This is a genomic window from Algibacter ulvanivorans (genome assembly GCF_048381495.1).
Lineage (GTDB): Bacteria > Bacteroidota > Bacteroidia > Flavobacteriales > Flavobacteriaceae > Algibacter_B > Algibacter_B ulvanivorans.
In genome coordinates this window covers 475,199-493,208 of record NZ_JBLWGD010000003.1, presented here as the reverse complement: position 1 = coordinate 493,208, position 18,010 = coordinate 475,199, and the positions used below count along the sequence as shown (strand labels likewise).

The 18,010-nt window shown below is 30.9% G+C and carries 18 protein-coding genes; 6 read left to right on the top strand and 12 right to left on the bottom strand.

The genetic code is table 11. The annotated features are described in order from the left end of the window. Positions 1 to 9 precede the first annotated feature (9 nt). The 4 genes from ACNG5D_RS10410 to ACNG5D_RS10395 are packed head-to-tail and all read left to right on the top strand — an operon-like array spanning position 10 to position 5,429. Complete coding sequence (locus tag ACNG5D_RS10410) at positions 10 to 1,137, top strand: imelysin family protein (protein WP_418183456.1); 1,128 nt, start codon at positions 10 to 12, stop codon at positions 1,135 to 1,137. A gap of 56 nt (positions 1,138 to 1,193) precedes the next feature. Beyond that, complete coding sequence (locus ACNG5D_RS10405) at positions 1,194 to 2,558, top strand: HTTM domain-containing protein (RefSeq protein ID WP_418183455.1); 1,365 nt, start codon at positions 1,194 to 1,196, stop codon at positions 2,556 to 2,558. Then, positions 2,539 to 4,962 carry a TonB-dependent receptor domain-containing protein gene (locus ACNG5D_RS10400; RefSeq protein ID WP_418183454.1) on the top strand — a complete coding sequence of 808 codons (2,424 nt, stop codon included), beginning with the start codon at positions 2,539 to 2,541 and terminating at the stop codon, positions 4,960 to 4,962. Before ACNG5D_RS10405 ends, ACNG5D_RS10400 begins: the two co-directional genes overlap by 20 nt. A 14-nt stretch (positions 4,963 to 4,976) precedes the next feature. Further along, positions 4,977 to 5,429, top strand: coding sequence for a heme-binding domain-containing protein (locus tag ACNG5D_RS10395; RefSeq protein ID WP_418183453.1), 453 nt, complete (start codon positions 4,977 to 4,979; stop codon positions 5,427 to 5,429). Positions 5,430 to 5,441: 12 nt separating this feature from the next. Here ACNG5D_RS10395 and ACNG5D_RS10390 read toward each other — a convergent pair whose 3' ends face one another. Beyond that, positions 5,442 to 5,789 carry a hypothetical protein gene (locus tag ACNG5D_RS10390; protein WP_418183452.1) on the bottom strand — a complete coding sequence of 116 codons (348 nt, stop codon included), beginning with the start codon at positions 5,787 to 5,789 and terminating at the stop codon, positions 5,442 to 5,444. Between the two features lie 6 nt (positions 5,790 to 5,795). Next, positions 5,796 to 6,149: a DUF6686 family protein gene (locus ACNG5D_RS10385; RefSeq protein ID WP_418183451.1), complete on the bottom strand. Its 354-nt coding sequence runs from the start codon at positions 6,147 to 6,149 to the stop codon at positions 5,796 to 5,798. Positions 6,150 to 6,307: 158 nt separating this feature from the next. On the opposite strand from ACNG5D_RS10385, the gene guaB reads away from it, so the two are divergent. Further along, positions 6,308 to 7,780, top strand: coding sequence for an IMP dehydrogenase (guaB, locus tag ACNG5D_RS10380; RefSeq protein ID WP_418183450.1), 1,473 nt, complete (start codon positions 6,308 to 6,310; stop codon positions 7,778 to 7,780). A gap of 75 nt (positions 7,781 to 7,855) precedes the next feature. On the opposite strand, the gene ACNG5D_RS10375 is transcribed toward guaB, so the two are convergent. From ACNG5D_RS10375 to ACNG5D_RS10330, 10 genes are all read right to left on the bottom strand, one after another. Beyond that, the gene (locus ACNG5D_RS10375; RefSeq protein WP_418183449.1) at positions 7,856 to 8,908 is read right to left on the bottom strand and encodes an acyltransferase family protein; all 1,053 of its coding nucleotides are present in this window, start codon (positions 8,906 to 8,908) and stop codon (positions 7,856 to 7,858) included. Positions 8,909 to 9,056: 148 nt separating this feature from the next. Further along, positions 9,057 to 9,611 (bottom strand): type 1 periplasmic binding fold superfamily protein, encoded by a 555-nt coding sequence (locus ACNG5D_RS10370; protein ID WP_418183448.1) that lies wholly within the window; start codon positions 9,609 to 9,611, stop codon positions 9,057 to 9,059. Between the two features lie 35 nt (positions 9,612 to 9,646). Next, positions 9,647 to 12,046: a TonB-dependent receptor gene (locus ACNG5D_RS10365; RefSeq protein WP_418183447.1), complete on the bottom strand. Its 2,400-nt coding sequence runs from the start codon at positions 12,044 to 12,046 to the stop codon at positions 9,647 to 9,649. Between the two features lie 34 nt (positions 12,047 to 12,080). After that, positions 12,081 to 12,413, bottom strand: a complete 333-nt coding sequence (locus tag ACNG5D_RS10360) for a hypothetical protein (protein ID WP_418183446.1) — start codon at positions 12,411 to 12,413, stop codon at positions 12,081 to 12,083. Further along, positions 12,413 to 12,715, bottom strand: a complete 303-nt coding sequence (locus ACNG5D_RS10355) for a DUF6787 family protein (RefSeq protein ID WP_418183445.1) — start codon at positions 12,713 to 12,715, stop codon at positions 12,413 to 12,415. The genes ACNG5D_RS10360 and ACNG5D_RS10355 overlap by 1 nt, the downstream gene beginning before the upstream one ends. Positions 12,716 to 12,749: 34 nt before the next feature. Continuing rightward, positions 12,750 to 13,187, bottom strand: a complete 438-nt coding sequence (locus ACNG5D_RS10350; RefSeq protein WP_418183444.1) for a DUF6146 family protein — start codon at positions 13,185 to 13,187, stop codon at positions 12,750 to 12,752. Between the two features lie 204 nt (positions 13,188 to 13,391). Then, positions 13,392 to 14,027 (bottom strand): DUF937 domain-containing protein, encoded by a 636-nt coding sequence (locus tag ACNG5D_RS10345; protein ID WP_418183443.1) that lies wholly within the window; start codon positions 14,025 to 14,027, stop codon positions 13,392 to 13,394. Positions 14,028 to 14,173: 146 nt separating this feature from the next. Then, entirely contained in the window at positions 14,174 to 15,124 is a 951-nt protein-coding gene (locus tag ACNG5D_RS10340) for a D-2-hydroxyacid dehydrogenase (protein ID WP_418183442.1), read from the bottom strand. 84 nt (positions 15,125 to 15,208) lie between these two features. After that, positions 15,209 to 16,273, bottom strand: coding sequence for a 3-phosphoserine/phosphohydroxythreonine transaminase (serC, locus tag ACNG5D_RS10335; protein ID WP_418183441.1), 1,065 nt, complete (start codon positions 16,271 to 16,273; stop codon positions 15,209 to 15,211). Positions 16,274 to 16,448: 175 nt separating this feature from the next. Next, a complete protein-coding gene (locus ACNG5D_RS10330; protein WP_418183440.1) occupies positions 16,449 to 17,507 on the bottom strand; it encodes an acyl-CoA reductase in 1,059 nt (352 codons plus the stop codon). A 98-nt stretch (positions 17,508 to 17,605) separates the two neighbouring features. Here ACNG5D_RS10330 and ACNG5D_RS10325 point away from each other — a divergent pair, with 98 nt between their 5' ends. Next, on the top strand, positions 17,606 to 17,959 hold the full coding sequence (locus ACNG5D_RS10325) for a 4Fe-4S dicluster domain-containing protein (RefSeq protein ID WP_418183439.1): 354 nt from the start codon (positions 17,606 to 17,608) through the stop codon (positions 17,957 to 17,959). The last annotated feature ends 51 nt before the right edge of the window (positions 17,960 to 18,010 follow it).

The window sequence follows — 18,010 nt, the reverse complement described above, 5'->3', positions numbered from 1 at the left end:
AAGATAATAATGAAAAAGTATTTTTTAGGAATAATTTTAGTTAGTATTATAGTAGCCTGTAGCTCGTCCTCCTCGGATGATGAACCAAAAGTAGCAGATAATTTTGATAGAGGTGCAATGTTAACAAACTTAGCAGATAATATAATTATTCCTGCATTTGAAGATTTGCAAACTAAACTTTCAGCTTTAGATATTGCTAGAGGTAATTTCGTGAATGATATGAACCAAACTAACTTAGATTTATTAAGTGATGCTTGGTTAGACGCATACAAAACATGGCAATATGTTGAAATGTTTAATATAGGAAAAGCTGAAGGTATTGATAATACAAACTTTATAGGTTTTGTTTCATTCTTTAATATTTACCCAGTTGAGGTTCTAGATATTGAAAATGGAGCTGATACAGGAACTTATGATTTAACAACATCTAATTACCACGACGGACAAGGGTTTCCTGCTCTAGATTTTTTAATACATGGTTTAGCAGATTCTGATGCGACTGCACTTGAAAAGTTTACTACAAACTCAAAAAACGAAGGTTATGTAACTTATATGGCCGATGTTGTTTCAAGAATGAATACTTTAAATACATCTATACTTGATGATTGGAAAAATACTTATAGAAATACTTTTGTAACTAATATAGAAAGTTCTTCAACAGGTTCTATTAGCAAAATAGTAAATGATTTTGTTTTTTATTATGAAAAAGGTTTACGAGCTAATAAATTCGGAATTCCAGCAGGTAATTTTTCAAGTACGCCTTTACCAGAAAAAGTAGAAGCATTTTATAAACAAGATGTTTCAAAAGAATTAGCGTTAGAAGCTATGACAGCTGTTCAAGATTTTTTCCAAGGAAAAGCCTATAATGGAACTACTAGCGGGGAGAGTTTTAAAACTTATTTGGTGGCTTTAGATAGAAGTGATTTAGTAACAATTATTGACTCAAAATTTGATGATGCAAGACAGAAAATTCAAGTTTTAGACGATAATTTTTTCAATCAAGTTAATGCAGATAATACAAAAATGACGGAAGCATATGATGCCTTACAGTTGGCAGTTGTTTCTTTAAAAGTTGATATGATGGGAGCTTTGGATATTAGTTTAGATGAAGGTTTTGTTGATTCAGACGGGGATTAAAATATTAAATTATAATACAAAAGGTTGTCTTTAAAGACAACCTTTTTTTATTAAAAATGAGTTCTATTTTTAAAACATACCTAAACCAAAATACAAATGCTGCGCCTTTAGCAGTATTTAGGATGGCTTTTGGTATCATGATGCTTTTAAGCATAGTTAGATTTTGGTATCATGGCTGGATTGAAACCTTATACATTCTACCAAAATTTCATTTTTCTTATTATGGTTTCGAGTGGATAAAACCTCTTGGGAATTACACCTATTTACTTTTTATTATTGCTGGATTATCGGCACTTTTTGTTGCACTTGGTTTAAAATATAGATTGGCTATAATTACATTCTTTTTAAGTTTTACTTACATTGAATTGATGGATAAAACCACCTATTTAAACCATTATTATTTTATAAGTCTGCTTAGTTTTTTAATGATTTTTTTACCAGCAAACGCATACTTTTCAATAGATAATGTATTTAGAAAAAAAACATATAATAACATTCCAAAATGGACTATAGATAGTGTAAAACTTCTTTTAGGAATCGTTTATTTTTATGCAGGTTTAGCCAAATTAAATTCCGACTGGTTATTTAAAGCGCAGCCATTAAAAATATGGTTGCCTTCAAAATACGATTTGCCGTTAATAGGAGATACCTTAATGCACCAAACTTGGTTTCATTACGCCATGAGTTGGAGTGGCATGTTATACGATTTAACCATTCCATTTTTATTATTGTATAGAAAAACTCGAGTTTTCGCTTTTGTTTTAGTGGTTGTTTTTCATGTATTTACAAGAGTGTTATTTCCAATAGGCATGTTTCCTTTTATAATGATAGTATCTACTTTAATTTTCTTTGATGCAGGCTTTCATCAAAAAATAATCAATTTTATTAAACATTTTATAAAGTCTAACAACTCAAGTCAATTAGTAATACAAAAAACAGTTTATAAGTTTTCAAATAGAAAGCCAATAGTAGTAATTTTAGGGTTGTTTTTTAGCATTCAGCTATTACTGCCTTTTAGATATGCTTTATACCCTAACGAATTGTTTTGGACCGAAGAAGGGTATCGTTTTTCATGGCGCGTAATGCTTATGGAAAAAGTAGGCATATCAACATTTAAAATTGTTGATAAAGAAACAGGAAATTTCTTTTACGTAGATAATAAAGATTTTTTAACACCTTTCCAAGAAAAACAAATGAGTTTTCAGCCAGATTTTATTTTAGAATATGCACATTACTTAGGCGACCATTTTAAATCACAAGGGCATAAAAATGTTCAAGTATTTGTAGAAAGTTATGTGGCATTAAATGGCAGATTAAGTGTGCCATTTATAGATAAAACAGTAGATTTGTACGCTCAAAAAGAATCGTTTAAAACTAAAACCTGGATTTTACCATTTAAAGATGATATTAAAGGCCTCTAAACTAATTATTGTATTTATTTTTAGTATCTCAATGTACGCGCAACAAACTGTAAAAGGTGCTGTGGTTTTTTCTAAAACAGAGCAACCTATTGCAAATGTAAAAGTTTACGATAAAGTTTCTGGACTATTAACAACAACAAACTCTAAAGGTGTTTTCGAATTTCAGACCTCAAAAAAAGAAATGACTTTGGTTTTTTTCTCTTTTGAATATGAAGTTGAAGAAGTAACCATCCAAACAGAAGCAGGCGCGAACCTTAAAATTATTTTAAAAGATTTAACCCAAAACTTATCTCAAGTAGAAATAACTGCTAGAAAACGTAGAATTTTCGAACTTAAACGTTTAAAAGATGTAGAAGAAACAGCAATTTATGCAGGTAAGAAAACAGAGGTTGTACTTGTTGGACAATCTATGGCAAATTTAGCATCAAATAATGCAAGGCAATTATATAGCCAAGTAGCAGGGTTAAATATTTTTCAGAATGACGATGCTGGCTTGCAGTTAAACATTGGTGGTCGAGGTTTAGACCCTAACCGAACAGCAAACTTTAATACCAGACAAAACGGTTACGATATTAGTGCCGATGTGTTAGGGTATCCAGAAAGTTACTACACGCCAGCTTCAGAAGGTTTACAAGAAATACAAGTGGTTAGAGGCGCAGCTTCATTACAATACGGAACACAGTTTGGAGGGTTAATTAATTTTAAAATGAAAACCCCAAACTTAAATAAACCATTAGAAGTTATAACTAGAAATACATTGGGTAGTTTTGGGCTATACACTAATTTTACAAGTTTAAGTGGCACTAAAAATAAGTTTAGTTATTACACGTTTTTTAATTACAAGAAAGGAGATGGATTTAGACCAAATTCAGAATTCGAATCTAAAAACATATTTACACATTTAGGTTATCAGTTTAACAAAAAAACGAAACTAGAAGGCGAGCTAACTTATCTAAATTATTTGGCAAAACAAGCGGGTGGTTTAACCGACAATATGTTTAATGAAGACCCTTACCAAAGCAATCGAGCAAGAAACTGGTTTAAAATAGATTGGTTACTTTATAACTTAAAATTATCGCATCAATTATCAAAACAAACTAATTTTACTTTTAATTTTTTTGGTTTAAATGCGTCTAGAAAAGCATTAGGGTTTAGAACAAATAGAGTAAGTCAAGTCGACTCTAATGCCGAGCGCGATTTAATTGTGGGCGATTTTAATAATTTTGGTTTCGAGTCTAGATTGTTAAGCAAATACAAACTGTTTAAAAAAGACGCTACATTTTTAATTGGAGCAAAGTTTTATAAGGCAGATAATTACCAACAACAAGGCCCTGGCAGTAATGGTACTAATGCAAATTTTAGTTTTAAAACAACCGAATACCCAAACTATCCTAACCAATCTCAATTCGATTTACCAAACCAAAACATTGCTGTTTTTGGAGAAAATATTTTTTATGTAAACCAAAAGTTATCAATAACACCAGGCTTTAGGTTCGAGTACATAAAAACAGGAACCGATGGTAGTTTTAAAGAAATAAGAACCGATGCGGCAGGTAATGTTATTTTTGAAGAAACCCAAGAGCAATTTGAAAATTTAGAGCGTTCGTTTGTATTATTGGGCATAGGTTTAAGCTATAAGCCAAATGCTAAAACAGAGTTGTACGGAAACATTTCGCAAAATTATCGTTCGGTTACATTTTCAGATATAGCTATAAATAACCCCGCTTTTGAAATTAACCCAGATATTACAGACGAAGATGGTTTTACAGCCGATATTGGTTTACGTGGTAATTTTAAAAACTATGTTTCTTATGATGCAGGTATTTTTGGTTTGTTTTACAATAATAGAATTGGTTTTGAGCAAAAAGCATTGCCAGATGGCAGAGTAATAAGTGAACGAGGTAATATTGGGAATGCAGTTATGTATGGATTAGAATCGCTATTCGATTTTAATTTGAAGAAAATTTTTAATCTAAACAACAACTATCAACTTAATTATTTTATTAATACGTCTATTATAAACTCAGAATACACTTCGTCTCAAGCCAATGGTGTTGAAGGTAATAAAGTAGAGTTTGTACCCGATTTAAACTTAAAAACAGGCCTAAACGGTGGTTATAAAAATTTAATGGCAAGTATTCAATATACATATTTAGGTAAGCAATTTACAGATGCCACAAACGCTACATCTGGGAGTTTAAGCGGTGTAATTGGAGAAATTCCGGAATACGATATTTTAGATGTTTCTTTATCTTACACCTATAAAAATTTTAAGTTAGAAACAGGATTAAATAATGTTTTAGATAATGCCTACTTTACAAGGCGAGCAACAGGATATCCAGGGCCAGGAATTATACCCTCTGCGCCAAGAAATTGGTATACAACACTTCAAATTAAATTTTAAATTAATATTGCATCATGAAAATAGTAAAGAAAATTTTAATTGTACTTTTAATAGCATTAGTAATAATACAGTTTTATAGGCCAGAAAAAAATAATCCTGAATATAGAGAGGTAACAGCATTTATTACAGATACTAAGCCAAGTGCCGAAGTTACCAAAATATTAGAAAATAAATGTTACGATTGCCACAGTAATAAAACCGAATATCCTTGGTATGCAGAAATTGCACCTGTATCTTATTGGTTAGATGACCATATTCAGGATGGTATAAAACATTTTAATGTTTCTGCTTGGGATACGTATAGCGTAAAGAAAAAAGACCATAAACTAGATGAGTTAATAGAAGAGGTTGAAGAAGGAAAAATGCCTCTAGATTCGTATACCTGGTTACACGGAACAATTACCAACCAAGAAAAAGAAGCATTAATTAAATGGGCAACCAAAGCAAGAGAAAATTATAAATTATAATTATAATTATAATTATAATATTTTTTTTAATAAAGCGCTTAAGCCTAATTCAAATAAAGTACCATTAATTAGCTCTTTAATAATTAAAAGCTCTTTATAACTTTTTATTAAAGTAATATTTTCTACAGGTGTTTCTAACAAAATAGTTTTGTTACAGTATTTATTATTACAGGTAGTATCTATTGGTCTGTTTAATGCTATATTTATATAATTTGAAAAGTTCACTAAATCTTCTTTATTTAAAATAAAAGCAACGTCACTTATAACTAAGTTTATGCTGCTTATATGTTTGGCATCGCACCTTTTCCAATTAAAAGAGAAACCTAAATCTGTTTTATATATAATATTAGCATCATTCATAATTAATCAATTTAAATAGAATAAATAATCAATATCGTAAACACGTAGTGTCTCAGTATTACTTTTATTAAACCGAGTTATAAGATTTTTTATGGCACGTAATTCTTGTTTATTGAATATTAATGATAAGTTTTGCTGCATTGTTTTAATCGGAAATTTTCTATTCATTATAAATGCATCATTTGGTATTTGCCAATAATCTGCTTCTAATTCTAGAATATATTCTTTAAACCTTACCATTTCATTTTCATTAAATTCTAGATATATATTATTAAATGTAAGATGATATATTTTACAGTTTATACAGTATGTTAATTGCCCATAACAATTTTTGGCTAATGTTTTATATTTATGATTCATTTGTTTTTATTTAGACTAAATATAAATAACAATTCAAATCTATGCATTATTTTAATGTCATGAAAGTATATTTTATTTTTTTTCTTCTTAATCTACAATTAACAAATAGTACTAAATAAATGCGTATATTTGCACGCAATTATAACTGTAATTGCCACATGACTGCACACGAAAACAAAATAGTCGGAGAAGGTTTAACTTATGACGACGTTCTATTAGTACCAGCTTTTTCTGAAGTACTTCCTAGAGAGGTAAATATTCAAACAAAATTTACCCGTAACATTACTATTAATGTACCTATAATATCTGCCGCTATGGATACGGTAACCGAAAGTAAAATGGCTATAGCCATGGCGCAAGAAGGAGGTATTGGTGTGTTACATAAAAATATGTCTATAGAAGCTCAAGCACAAAAAGTTAAAAAAGTAAAGCGTGCAGAAAGCGGGATGATTATTGATCCTGTAACGTTGCCTCTTACTGCTAAAGTAAAGCAAGCAAAAAAGTACATGGCAGAGTATAGCATAGGCGGTATTCCTATTGTGGATGAAGATGGTATACTAAAAGGTATTGTTACAAATAGAGATTTACGTTTCGAGCACGATAATAAGCGTCCAATAATTGAAGTTATGACAAGTGATAACTTAGTAACTGCAGCCGTTGGAACCTCTTTACAAGATGCTGAGGAAACACTTCAAAAACATAAAATTGAAAAGCTATTAATTGTTGACGATAATTTTAAATTATCTGGATTAATAACTTTTAGAGATATAACAAAACTAAGCCAAAAACCTAATGCAAATAAAGACAAATACGGTCGTTTACGTGTTGCTGCAGCCATTGGAGTAACAGGCGATGCTGTAGATAGAGCAGAAGCATTAGTTGGTGCAGGTGTTGATGCTGTGGTTATAGATACAGCTCACGGACACACAAAGGGTGTAGTTGGAGTATTAAAAGAAATAAAATCTAAATTCCCAGAATTAGATGTTATTGTTGGAAATATTGCTACTGGAGCTGCAGCAAAATATTTAGTAGAAGCAGGAGCAGATGCTGTAAAAGTGGGTATTGGACCAGGGTCTATTTGTACAACTCGAGTGGTTGCTGGTGTTGGTTTTCCGCAGTTTTCGGCTGTGTTAGAAGTAGCTGCAGCCATTAAAGGAAGTGGAGTACCAGTAATAGCCGATGGAGGTATTCGATATACTGGCGATATTCCTAAAGCTATAGCAGCAGGAGCAGATACTGTAATGTTAGGGTCTTTATTAGCAGGTACAAAAGAATCGCCTGGTGAAACTATTATTTATGAAGGAAGAAAGTTTAAATCTTACCGTGGTATGGGCTCTGTTGAAGCTATGAAAAAAGGAAGTAAAGACCGTTATTTCCAAGATGTTGAAGACGATATTAAAAAGTTAGTGCCCGAAGGTATTGTTGGGCGTGTACCATATAAAGGAGAATTAAACGAAAGTATACATCAATTTGTTGGTGGTTTACGAGCAGGAATGGGATATTGCGGTGCGAAAGATATTGAAACGTTAAAAGAAACCGGGCAGTTTGTTAAAATTACTGCTAGTGGAATTAATGAAAGCCATCCGCACGATGTAACAATTACTAAAGAGTCTCCTAATTATTCAAGATAGGTTTTATTTAAATAATTAAAAACAAAAAGCTATACTTTAAAAGTGTAGCTTTTTGTTTTTTTAATTTGTCTTACATTAATTAATAAACCTCAAATTCTTTATTTTGGCACGTAGTGGTTTTTCAAATAACACATAACTAAAGCCAGCAATTATTATTAATATAAATAGTCTGATAGTAAACGTTAATAAATAATCTTCTTCAGGGTTAACTTTAAAATAAGTCCTCATTCTATAGTTATTTAAAAGTGCCCAAATTGGGAATTGAAGAATATAAATTCCGTAGCTTATTTCACCTAAAAAAACGAATAACCTATGGGAAAGTATTTGTGTAATTTTATCATTATTTAGTGACATTAAAATAATTAATGGCGCAAAAATTAATGATAACAATCCGTTATGGTAGTTTAATCCAAAAGAAAACTTTAATAGTAAAACCAATATAAAAAGTAATAATATTATGACTAAGCGATAATTGCTTTTAAGTTTATCTCGATTTTTTATGAAGAATAAGCCAGCTAAATTTCCAACTAAAAAGGCATTGAGATGCATTACAGGATGGTAAGAGATGTCTTTCTTAACAAAAAATGGAATTTCAATACTTTTAAATACTAATAAATGATAAACTATTTGACTAATAATCCAAAACGATATAATCCAAAACGCAAGTGTTTTTAAATGTATTTTAGTATAGTATCTATTCATTAAAAAAGGAAAAAGTAAATAGAAGAAAAATTCTACAGATAAAGACCAACCAGGAGTATTTATACTTAAAGCTTTATCATGAAACCAAGCTTGAATCATGAATAAATTTAAAGGCAAGTCTACAATGCTAAATGCATTATATACTTTAAAAATAAGAACCAGAATAATAGCCATTAAGTAAACAGGATAAATTCTAGCAAGCCTATTTTTTAAAAATTTTAAAAACGGAATTGCCTTTTTGTTTTTATAGGCTATTATCATAACAAAACCAGAAAGCACAAAAAAATAGCTTACGCCAACATTTGCTTGCTTAAAAATAAATGAAATATGAGAATTGGTAAAGAAAAAAGTCTCTCTACCATAATGAAAAATTACAATTAATATTGCTGCAATAAATCTTGTAAATGTTAATTGCTCAATTCTCAAAAGAATGGTTTTGTGTTAATAAACAGAAATAAAGTAGCACTAAAAAATAAAATGATTTTTTAAATATATTAAAGATTTATAAAATGTAAACAAAAAAAGAGGCTTATAATTATAAGCCTCTTTTTTTCTGTATTACAAAAAACAAATTTTACTCTACTTCTATAGCAAATGTTACTTCAACATCTGTACTTCCTCCAGCACCAGCAGATGTCCCGTCATTAGGTTTTGTTGGTTCATGTTTTAAAATTATAGATAAAGTACCTGTGCCAGCATCACCAGTAGTTAAAGTAGTTTCTATTCCTATTGGGTTATTGTCATCATCTGTATCATCTTTTGTAATAGTAATTCCAGAAATAGATGATGAGTAGAAAAATTCGTGCTCGTCGCCCTCGTGTTCAACTTCTTCGGTAATATCTTCAGCTGGGTTTTCTGTTTCATTTAATAATTCTATACTACCAGTATAAGTTGTGTTAGCTGCTAATTTACCAGACACATCGTATGTGCCATCTGCACCACCTTCTCCATCTAAATCTTGGAACGTTAAAGTAACAACGTTATTTCCATTTGTAAGTTTGTATTTTACAGTTGTAATAAGTTCTTCATCATGGTCGTGGTCATGGTCATTGTGATCATCATCACTAGAACAGCTTAAAATTGTTAAGCTAGAAATTAATGTTAGGGCTAATAATTTAATAGTTTTCATTTTCTTTATATTTAAAGTTATCATGGTATTTTGTTTTAATAATTTAATTTAAGTTTTATGTTAAAATTTCTACCTACTTCGTCTGTAAAGTATCTTAACCTATTTAAGTGTTCTCTATAAGATACATTAAACAAGTTTTCTATATTAAACTCTACTTTTAAAGTTCCAGTATTAAACGCTTTAAAACTAGCAGAGCTGTTAAAATTAAAAAGCGTATAAGCGGCTGGTGTTGAGCTAATGTCTACAAAAACATCTTCTTGTAGTGTAGCATCAAAAGTGTAAAAATTATAATCGGGGAAATTGTTTTGTTGTAATACAGTTTTTTGTTTTAAACCAATAGATAATTGATTTAGTTTTTCGTTAACGTAAGTTAACTTATTAGAAAAATTGGTAGCTGGCATATTAATTAACGAGATATCTTCAGATAGATTATCACCTTTTAATAAGCTTAAACTTCCAGTATAATTAATTGTATTTGTGATTTTTTTACGTAAATCTAAATCGATACCAAATATTTGAGCACGAGTTTGGTTGTACTCCCACACAGGAAAAGCACCTCTAACAGTTGTTGTTGTTCCTATTGGTATTAATTGAGTGAAATTAGAAATATGTTTATAATATGGACTAATTGTAAAACCAAAATTTTGATGATTTCGTTCTAAAGAAACTATAAGTTTATTTGCTGTTTCTTTTTTCATGGTTAATTGCCCAATTTCAATCCTTGCAGCGCTATGGTGTAAACCATCGCTAAATAATTCTGAAGGGTTTGGTACTCTTGAGGCTAAACCATAATTTATTAAGAACTCAAAATCATTACTTAAGTGTTTCAAAAAACCTAAGCTTGCTGAAATATTATGGTATGAAAATTCGGGATGTGTAATGTATCTAGAAGATTCAATGACACCAGTATTAAACTCAGGAAACAATTCGTCGTAATTATAAGTTTCATCCCAATCTGTAACTCTGTAACGCTTTGTAGCTTCTATTCGAGAGTAATCATACCTAAAACCAGCACTAATTTCAGAAAACAGATCTAAGCTATAAGTTCCTGTTGCATAAACTCCAACGTCATATTTGTCAAAATCTGGAATTAAAGGGTTTGTTCCTGTTCCAGAAATGGCATCATTTTGTTGGTAACGTAATAATAGTCCGGTATTAAGTTTTAAATTTTCGTATGCGTCTATTCTTAAATTTGGTTGTAACGATGTTGTAAATAATCTAAGATCGACTACGGGTATGTTTTTTCTATCTCCACGTCTTAAATCGAATTCTTTTCTTCTATTTATTTGAAAATCGTATTGTAATGTTAATTTTCCAAATTCTTTAAAACGTTTATAGGCTTCTACTTTCCCTAAATGATGCGAAATATCTTGCTTAGGATTATTAATAGTGTGAGAGAAATCTGAAATATATTGAGGCTCTCCGCTATTTATTGCCCGAACTAAATCGTTTGTATTACCTATATGAGATGCTCTTAGAATACCAATAGTATTATTTACAAAACTATAATAAACATCGAAACCTTTTTCAAGAGATTTGTATCCAATTCTAGCTGAAGCATTTATACTTTTTATACCTGTGTTACTTAATTGGTAATTAGGCGCTTTAAAATCGCCAAAAGTTTTATAACTACTTTGAAGTTTAGTATATAAACCGCTTTTAAAAGTTTTTACAAGTTCAGAGTTAATATTACCTCCCCATCCATTGGTGTTAAAAGATACGGATGTGCTTCCAAATAGGCTGTCCTTTATAGCATAATTCTCTGGGCGAATTAATATTAATCCGCCAATAGCATCGCTTCCATAAATAAGTGTATTGGCACCTTTTATAACATCAATACGTCCGCTTGAGTTTACATCAATATTTGGAGCATGTTCGTCTCCCCATTCTTGATCAAAAAGGCGTACATTATTGTTAACAATTAAAAGTCTGCTACTGTGTAAACCATGTATCATGGGTTTTACAATGGTATTGCCAGTATTTAAGGATGAAACACCACTTATTGTGTTTAAGGCATCTCCTAAAGATTTGTCTGTAAAAGTTTCTATTTGTGCCTTTTTAAGTGATTTTTGAATGGATGTTTTTTCAACCTTTGTATTGGCTGCTACAGTAACTTGATTTAGTTCTTCTAAATGATGCTCCATAACTATTTCTTGGTACGTATCTGTGCTAAGTTGTAACTCGATGCGTTTGGTTTCGCAACCTACGTGAGATATAACTAAAATTAATTTTCCGGCACACAAATTTTTAATAGAAAATTTTCCATTAATATCTGCAATAGTATATGTGTTTAGTGTTTCATTATAAACAGTTGCTCCAGACATTGAAGTACCGTCATGAAAATCTTTTACTTTACCTAAAAAAGTATAAGTACAATTTTGAGTATGGACAATGTTTGTAAAACAGAGTACCATAATCAATAAAAAATATTTCATTGATAATTTTGTTTTAGTTTAAAAATAATAGGTTTTAAACTAAAATAGGAGGGCCTCTTAACGAAAAAGATAAAGGGGTATGATTGTTAAGAAGTTTATAAGTTAAGTTATATTCTCTATTTTGCGTAGAGGTTTGAAATAACGTACTAAAATATAAAGTTACATATAATTGATGTGCGGTATTAAATTTTTGAAACTCACAATCTAAATCTACTTTATGTATGTGTGTACTATCTTCACCAATACATACTTCGTGTTTATGATGTTCAAAAACATGTGCTAATTTAACTCCAGCAGGAACCCAAAGCGTTAAACCTAGCAAAATAGCTAGAGCTTTAAAAATAATATGTTCCTTTATAAAATGCATTAGTCAACAAAACGTTTTAATCCAATTCTACGAAGCATTTTCTTTTCAAAATTCCAGAAAAATTTATGTTGGCCAAAAGCCCAGCCAAAAAAAACTAGCAAAAATTGATACATTACAAATAAAAGAAGAATACGAATTACCCAATATCCAAGGTTGCCAAAATTGTCGGTAGTAATTTCCAAAAAACTTAAAATAGGCTTGCCAATATAAGAAGCTGTAGACCCTGTAATAGCAAAGACAATTAAAATGACAATAATTTGCCAATTATGCTCTATGTTCCAACGTGCTTTTAATTTCTCCACTTATGCAATTTTATGCAAAAATATTAAAACAGATTTAAATTCTAGGGACAAATGTACTTAATCTTTGATTGTAGGTTAATTGAAAGTATACAAAATAATTATAAAGCATATAATTAACTTCGTAACCATAATCTATGCCTTGTTGGTAATCAATTTGTAATTCATATAAATTAGGGTCAAACCGTTGAGGTTGTATTACGCGTTGGTTCCAAGCTATAACATTTTGTATGTTGCGCGCTTCTAAAAACTGTTGAGAATAATAGCCTCGTTGTCTAGCTCTACTTGCTAACCAGAAATTAAAGCCAGGTTCTATTATTATAATTTCGTATTCTAAATCGTCATTTGCAATTTTAACAGTATCGTTTTGTTTTAAGTTTTCTAAACGTTCTTCCTTTTTAGATGTTGTTTTTTTTGATGTATTACAATTGAAAAGAAATACTAAAACAAGTAATATATATATTGTTTTTTTCATAATGATTGTTTTTCTTTTTTAACAGAACTCGTTACGGGCAATAAAAGAAAGAACGAGTTAGTAACTGTATATATTAATTAGGCCTAATTTTTATATTAAATTTACAAAAATGATGTTTAAATAGTTGGTTTTTAGCAGTTTTTAACAAAAAAAAAGGCTAAACTCAAGCTTAGCCCTTTTCTATAAATTTAATTTATATAAATTTTATTTTCCAAAAAGTCCTCCTAATAGGCCTCCAATACCACCTTTTTTGCTAGCATTTCCTAGAACCATTCCTGCTACATCATCTACAATACTACCATCTCCATCGGCATCTAAAATAGATTCTAAAAAGCTTTGTTCTTTATCGGCAGAGCTTCCACCAAGCATGCCTCCTAACAGATCTCCAATACCATTAGATGAGTTTACGTTTTGTTGTCTGCTTTGTTTTCCTAAAACCCCCATTAAAATTGGAGCTGCAACTTTTAATATGTTTCCAACAGAACCGGCATCTAAACCAGATTTTTCTCCTAATATTTTTTCAACACCTAATTGTTTTGCTCCTAAAACGTGCCCCAGTATTTTAGACCCGTCTTCTTTTACATTATCATCTACGCCACCGTTAAATAAACCTCCTAAATTATCTAAAATGCTACCATCGTGCTTTCCTTGTAAAGCACCCATAAGTCCTTCTGCTCCTTGAGGTGTTGCTGCATTGCGTTGCATTGCTTTCATTAAAACAGGTAAAGCCATTGTTAGTACGCTACTTGTTTTATTTGTGTCGTTTCCTGTAGAACCTGCTACACCACTTATAATGGTTTTTCCAATGTCACTATTTAATAAATCTAAAATTCCAGCCATAATTGTTTTTGTATATTAATTAATAATGTTTTTATATAATTTGGAAGCATAAAGTACAAAAAAAAGTCCCAACTTATATAGTTAGGACTCAATTATAACCTTTTGGTCACATTTTAGTTTAGCATATGGTTTTAAAACTAGTATTATTACCCTAAAATGCTAATAATTTGTGATGCTAATTCGGTACCAATTCTATCTTGAGCTTCGTTTGTTGCTGCTCCTGTATGTGGTGTTAAAGATAATGCAGAGTTCATTAACAATTGCATTTCTGGTTTAGGTTCTTTTTCAAAAACATCTAGAGCGGCTCTTGCTACTTTTCCACTTTCAATAGCTTTTACTAAAGCAACTTCGTTAAGTACACCACCACGAGCTGCATTAGCTATTATTACACCATCTTTCATCATGTTAAATTCTGCTTCGTCAATTACATATTCTTTTTGGGCAGGAACGTGTAGTGTTATAAAATCTGATTGTTTTAAAACGTCTTCTTTTGAAATGGTTTTAATATCGAAGTTTACTTTTTGTCCGTCAAAAAATTCTAGTTCTAAGTTAGCATTTTCTAGAAAAGGATCGAAAGCAACAACTTTCATTCCGGCACCTAGAGCTACTTTTGCTGTAGCTTGACCAATACGACCAAAGCCTAAAACACCTAAAGTTTTGCCTTTTAATTCGGTTCCTTTTGCATAAGCCTTTTTTAAGCCTTTAAAGTTGCTATCTCCTTCAAGTGGCATATCTCTATTAGCATTATGTAAAAAACGGGCTAAACCATATAGGTGCCCAAATACTAATTCGGCAACAGAGTGAGATGATGCAGCCGGTGTGTTTATTACGCTTATACCTTTTTCGCGGGCATACTCAACATCTATATTGTCCATTCCAACGCCACCACGACCAATAATTTTTAACCCAGGGCACGCATCAATTAAGTCTTTGCGTACTGTAGTTGCACTACGTACTAAAAGTACTGCGATGTCTTTTTCGTTTATGTAGTTAATTAATTGTTCTTGTGCTACGGTTGTTGTTATAACTTCGTAACCACCTTTTGTTAAGGCATCAATACCGCTTTGAGAAACTCCGTCGTTTGCTAATACTTTCATTATTGTAAGTTAATAGTTGAAAAGTTGAAACCATAAAAAGTTTTAAAAACTAATATGTATTCAGCTTAAATTATTTTATTGTTTTTATGCTTTGCTTTCTAATTCGCTCATTACTTCAACAAGAACCTTTACGCTATCTAAAGGCATTGCGTTGTATATTGAAGCTCTGTATCCGCCAACACTTCTATGACCATTTACACCGCTTACACCTGCTTCTTTTAGCATGGTTTCGAATGTTTCTTTTAAGTTGTCGTTTTCTAAAGTAAAAGTTGCGTTCATACTAGATCGATCTTCTTTAGAAGCAAAACCTTTAAATAACGGGTTTAAATCTATTTCAGAATACATTAAACGCGATTTTTTTTCATTTTCTTTTTCTATGGCTGCAATTCCGCCTTGAGCTTTTAACCATTCTAGTGTTAACATAGAGGTGTAAACAGGAAAAACAGGAGGTGTGTTAAACATACTGCTTTTATCAATATGTACTTTATAGTCCATCATTGAAGGTATTTTACGAGAAACTTTGCCTAAAATATCTTCTTTTATTACTACAAGAGTGGTGCCGGCAGGTCCCATATTTTTTTGAGCACCAGCATATATTAAGTCAAATTGAGTAAAATCTAGTGTTCTAGAAAATATATCGCTACTCATATCGCAAACTAAAGGAATGTTAGTTTGAGGAAATGATTTCATTTGGGTACCGTAAATGGTATTGTTTGAAGTGCAATGAAAATAATCATAATCTTCAGGGATTTCGTAACCTTTTGGTATGTAATTGTAGTTAGCATCTTTTGATGATGCTACTTCGTAAATGTCATCATAAATTTTAGCTTCTTTAATGGCTTTTGCTGCCCAAGCGCCAGAGTTTAAATAGCCTGCTCTTTTTTCTAATAGGTTTAAAGCTACCATTAAAAATTGTGTGCTAGCTCCGCCTTGTAAAAATAATGCTTTATATCCTTTGCCTTCAAGACCAAGTAACTCTAAAGCTAAAGCTCTAGCGTTTTCCATAATATCAACAAACGCTTTACTTCTGTGAGATATTTCTATTAAGGATAAGCCACTATTGTCTAGATCGACAACTGCTTGAGAAGCTTTTAATAATACTTCTGGTGGTAAAATTGATGGTCCTGCACTAAAGTTATGTTTTTTCATTGTTTAAATCTATTTACGCTTTTGTTTTATAAAAGCGAATTTGCGGGGTAAATTTAATTAATATTTATTTTCTACTATTTCCTTAAATTTTTAAGTGTAAAATGGTACAAAATTTTAAGTAACAAAGGTGCTAATTAATTGGGTAAATAGTATTAAATTATCAATAATTTTTTCGTCAAATTGCTGATAAAAATTCAATAGAATCGACATCATCCGCATAATCCCAAAGTTGAGGTTTTTGGGTGTTACCAAATGCTATTTCATTTTTAGTAAACCCTTTGGAAACGATACATTGAATTTGATTTTTTTTAGCCTTTATAGTTTCTTTTAATTCTGAAGCATCATTGTAATACTCGTAAAATAGAGTGGCAATTGGCGATGCAAAGCTTTTATCTTCTTTAATCATGAAGAAACCGTTTTCAAGCATATCAAACTCACTCATTAGGTACACTGCTTTATTATAGTCGTAATTATTAGCGTATTTTGCTTTTTCTATAATAGTGTGCCAATGGTATATAGATTCAAAAAAAGCTTTAAAATCATAGCCTTTAGGCACAAAAAGTTTAGATACGTTTCTGCAACCTAATCCATAATATCTAAAAATATCTTCGGATAGGTTTTTTAAATCTTCAGCAGATTCTTGTCCTGTTAATATGGCTACCGAGTTTCTATTGTTTCTAATAATAGAAGGTTTGTTTTTAAAATAATATTCAAAATAACGAGCCGTATTATTGCTACCTGTTGCGATTACAGCATCAAAATTTTCTACTTTGGCTTCGGTAAAGCTTATTTTGTTTTTAAATTGAGGTTCTATATACTCTAAATATTTGCTTAAATAGGGGAGTAAATGTTTGTCGTTTGAAGATTGCTTAACTAATACATTATGGCCAGATATAAGTACCGATAAAAAATCGTGAAACCCTACTAGAGGAATATTACCAGCCATGATAATAGCTACTTTTTTGGGGTTTATTTTTTCAAGGGCGTAAGGTTTTAGCCAAGTGTTTAAATTGTTTGCTGTTAGCGCATTTACCCAAGATTTTAATGCAAATTTTATGTTGTTTTCTGTAAACCAACCATTATGTTCTTGGGCTAATTTTATTTGGTGTTTAAAGCCATCGAAAAATAACTCATTGTGTTCAATATTATCTGTCTTTTGGATAACTTCGTTAGAAAATTGCCTTAAAAAATCTCCTAATTTTACAAAAGCATTAATTCTTTCTTGTAATTGCATCCTTTATTTGGTTATGAATGGTTTTGGCTTTATTTTTGCAATTGCAAATTTAGTGAAACTCAAATAGAGTTCTTAAATTTTAAAAGATAAAAATTACTATGGCTATTATAATAACAGATGAGTGTATAAATTGTGGGGCTTGCGAACCTGAGTGCCCAAATACTGCAATATATGAAGGTGCCGATGATTGGCGCTATAAAGATGGTACAAGTTTAGATGGTACTGTGGTTTTAACTAATGGTACAGAGGTTGATGCTAATGAAGCCCAAGAGCCTATAAGTGACGAGCTTTATTACATTGTGCCAGACAAATGTACTGAGTGTAAAGGGTTTCATGACGAGCCACAATGTGCTGCCGTTTGCCCTGTAGATTGTTGTGTGCCAGATGAAGATGTTGTTGAAACAGAAGAAGAATTACTTGCTAAGCAAAAATTTATGCACCCAGAAGATTAATTTTATTATTAAAAATAAAAAAAAATCCCAAGTTTAACTTGGGATTTTTTT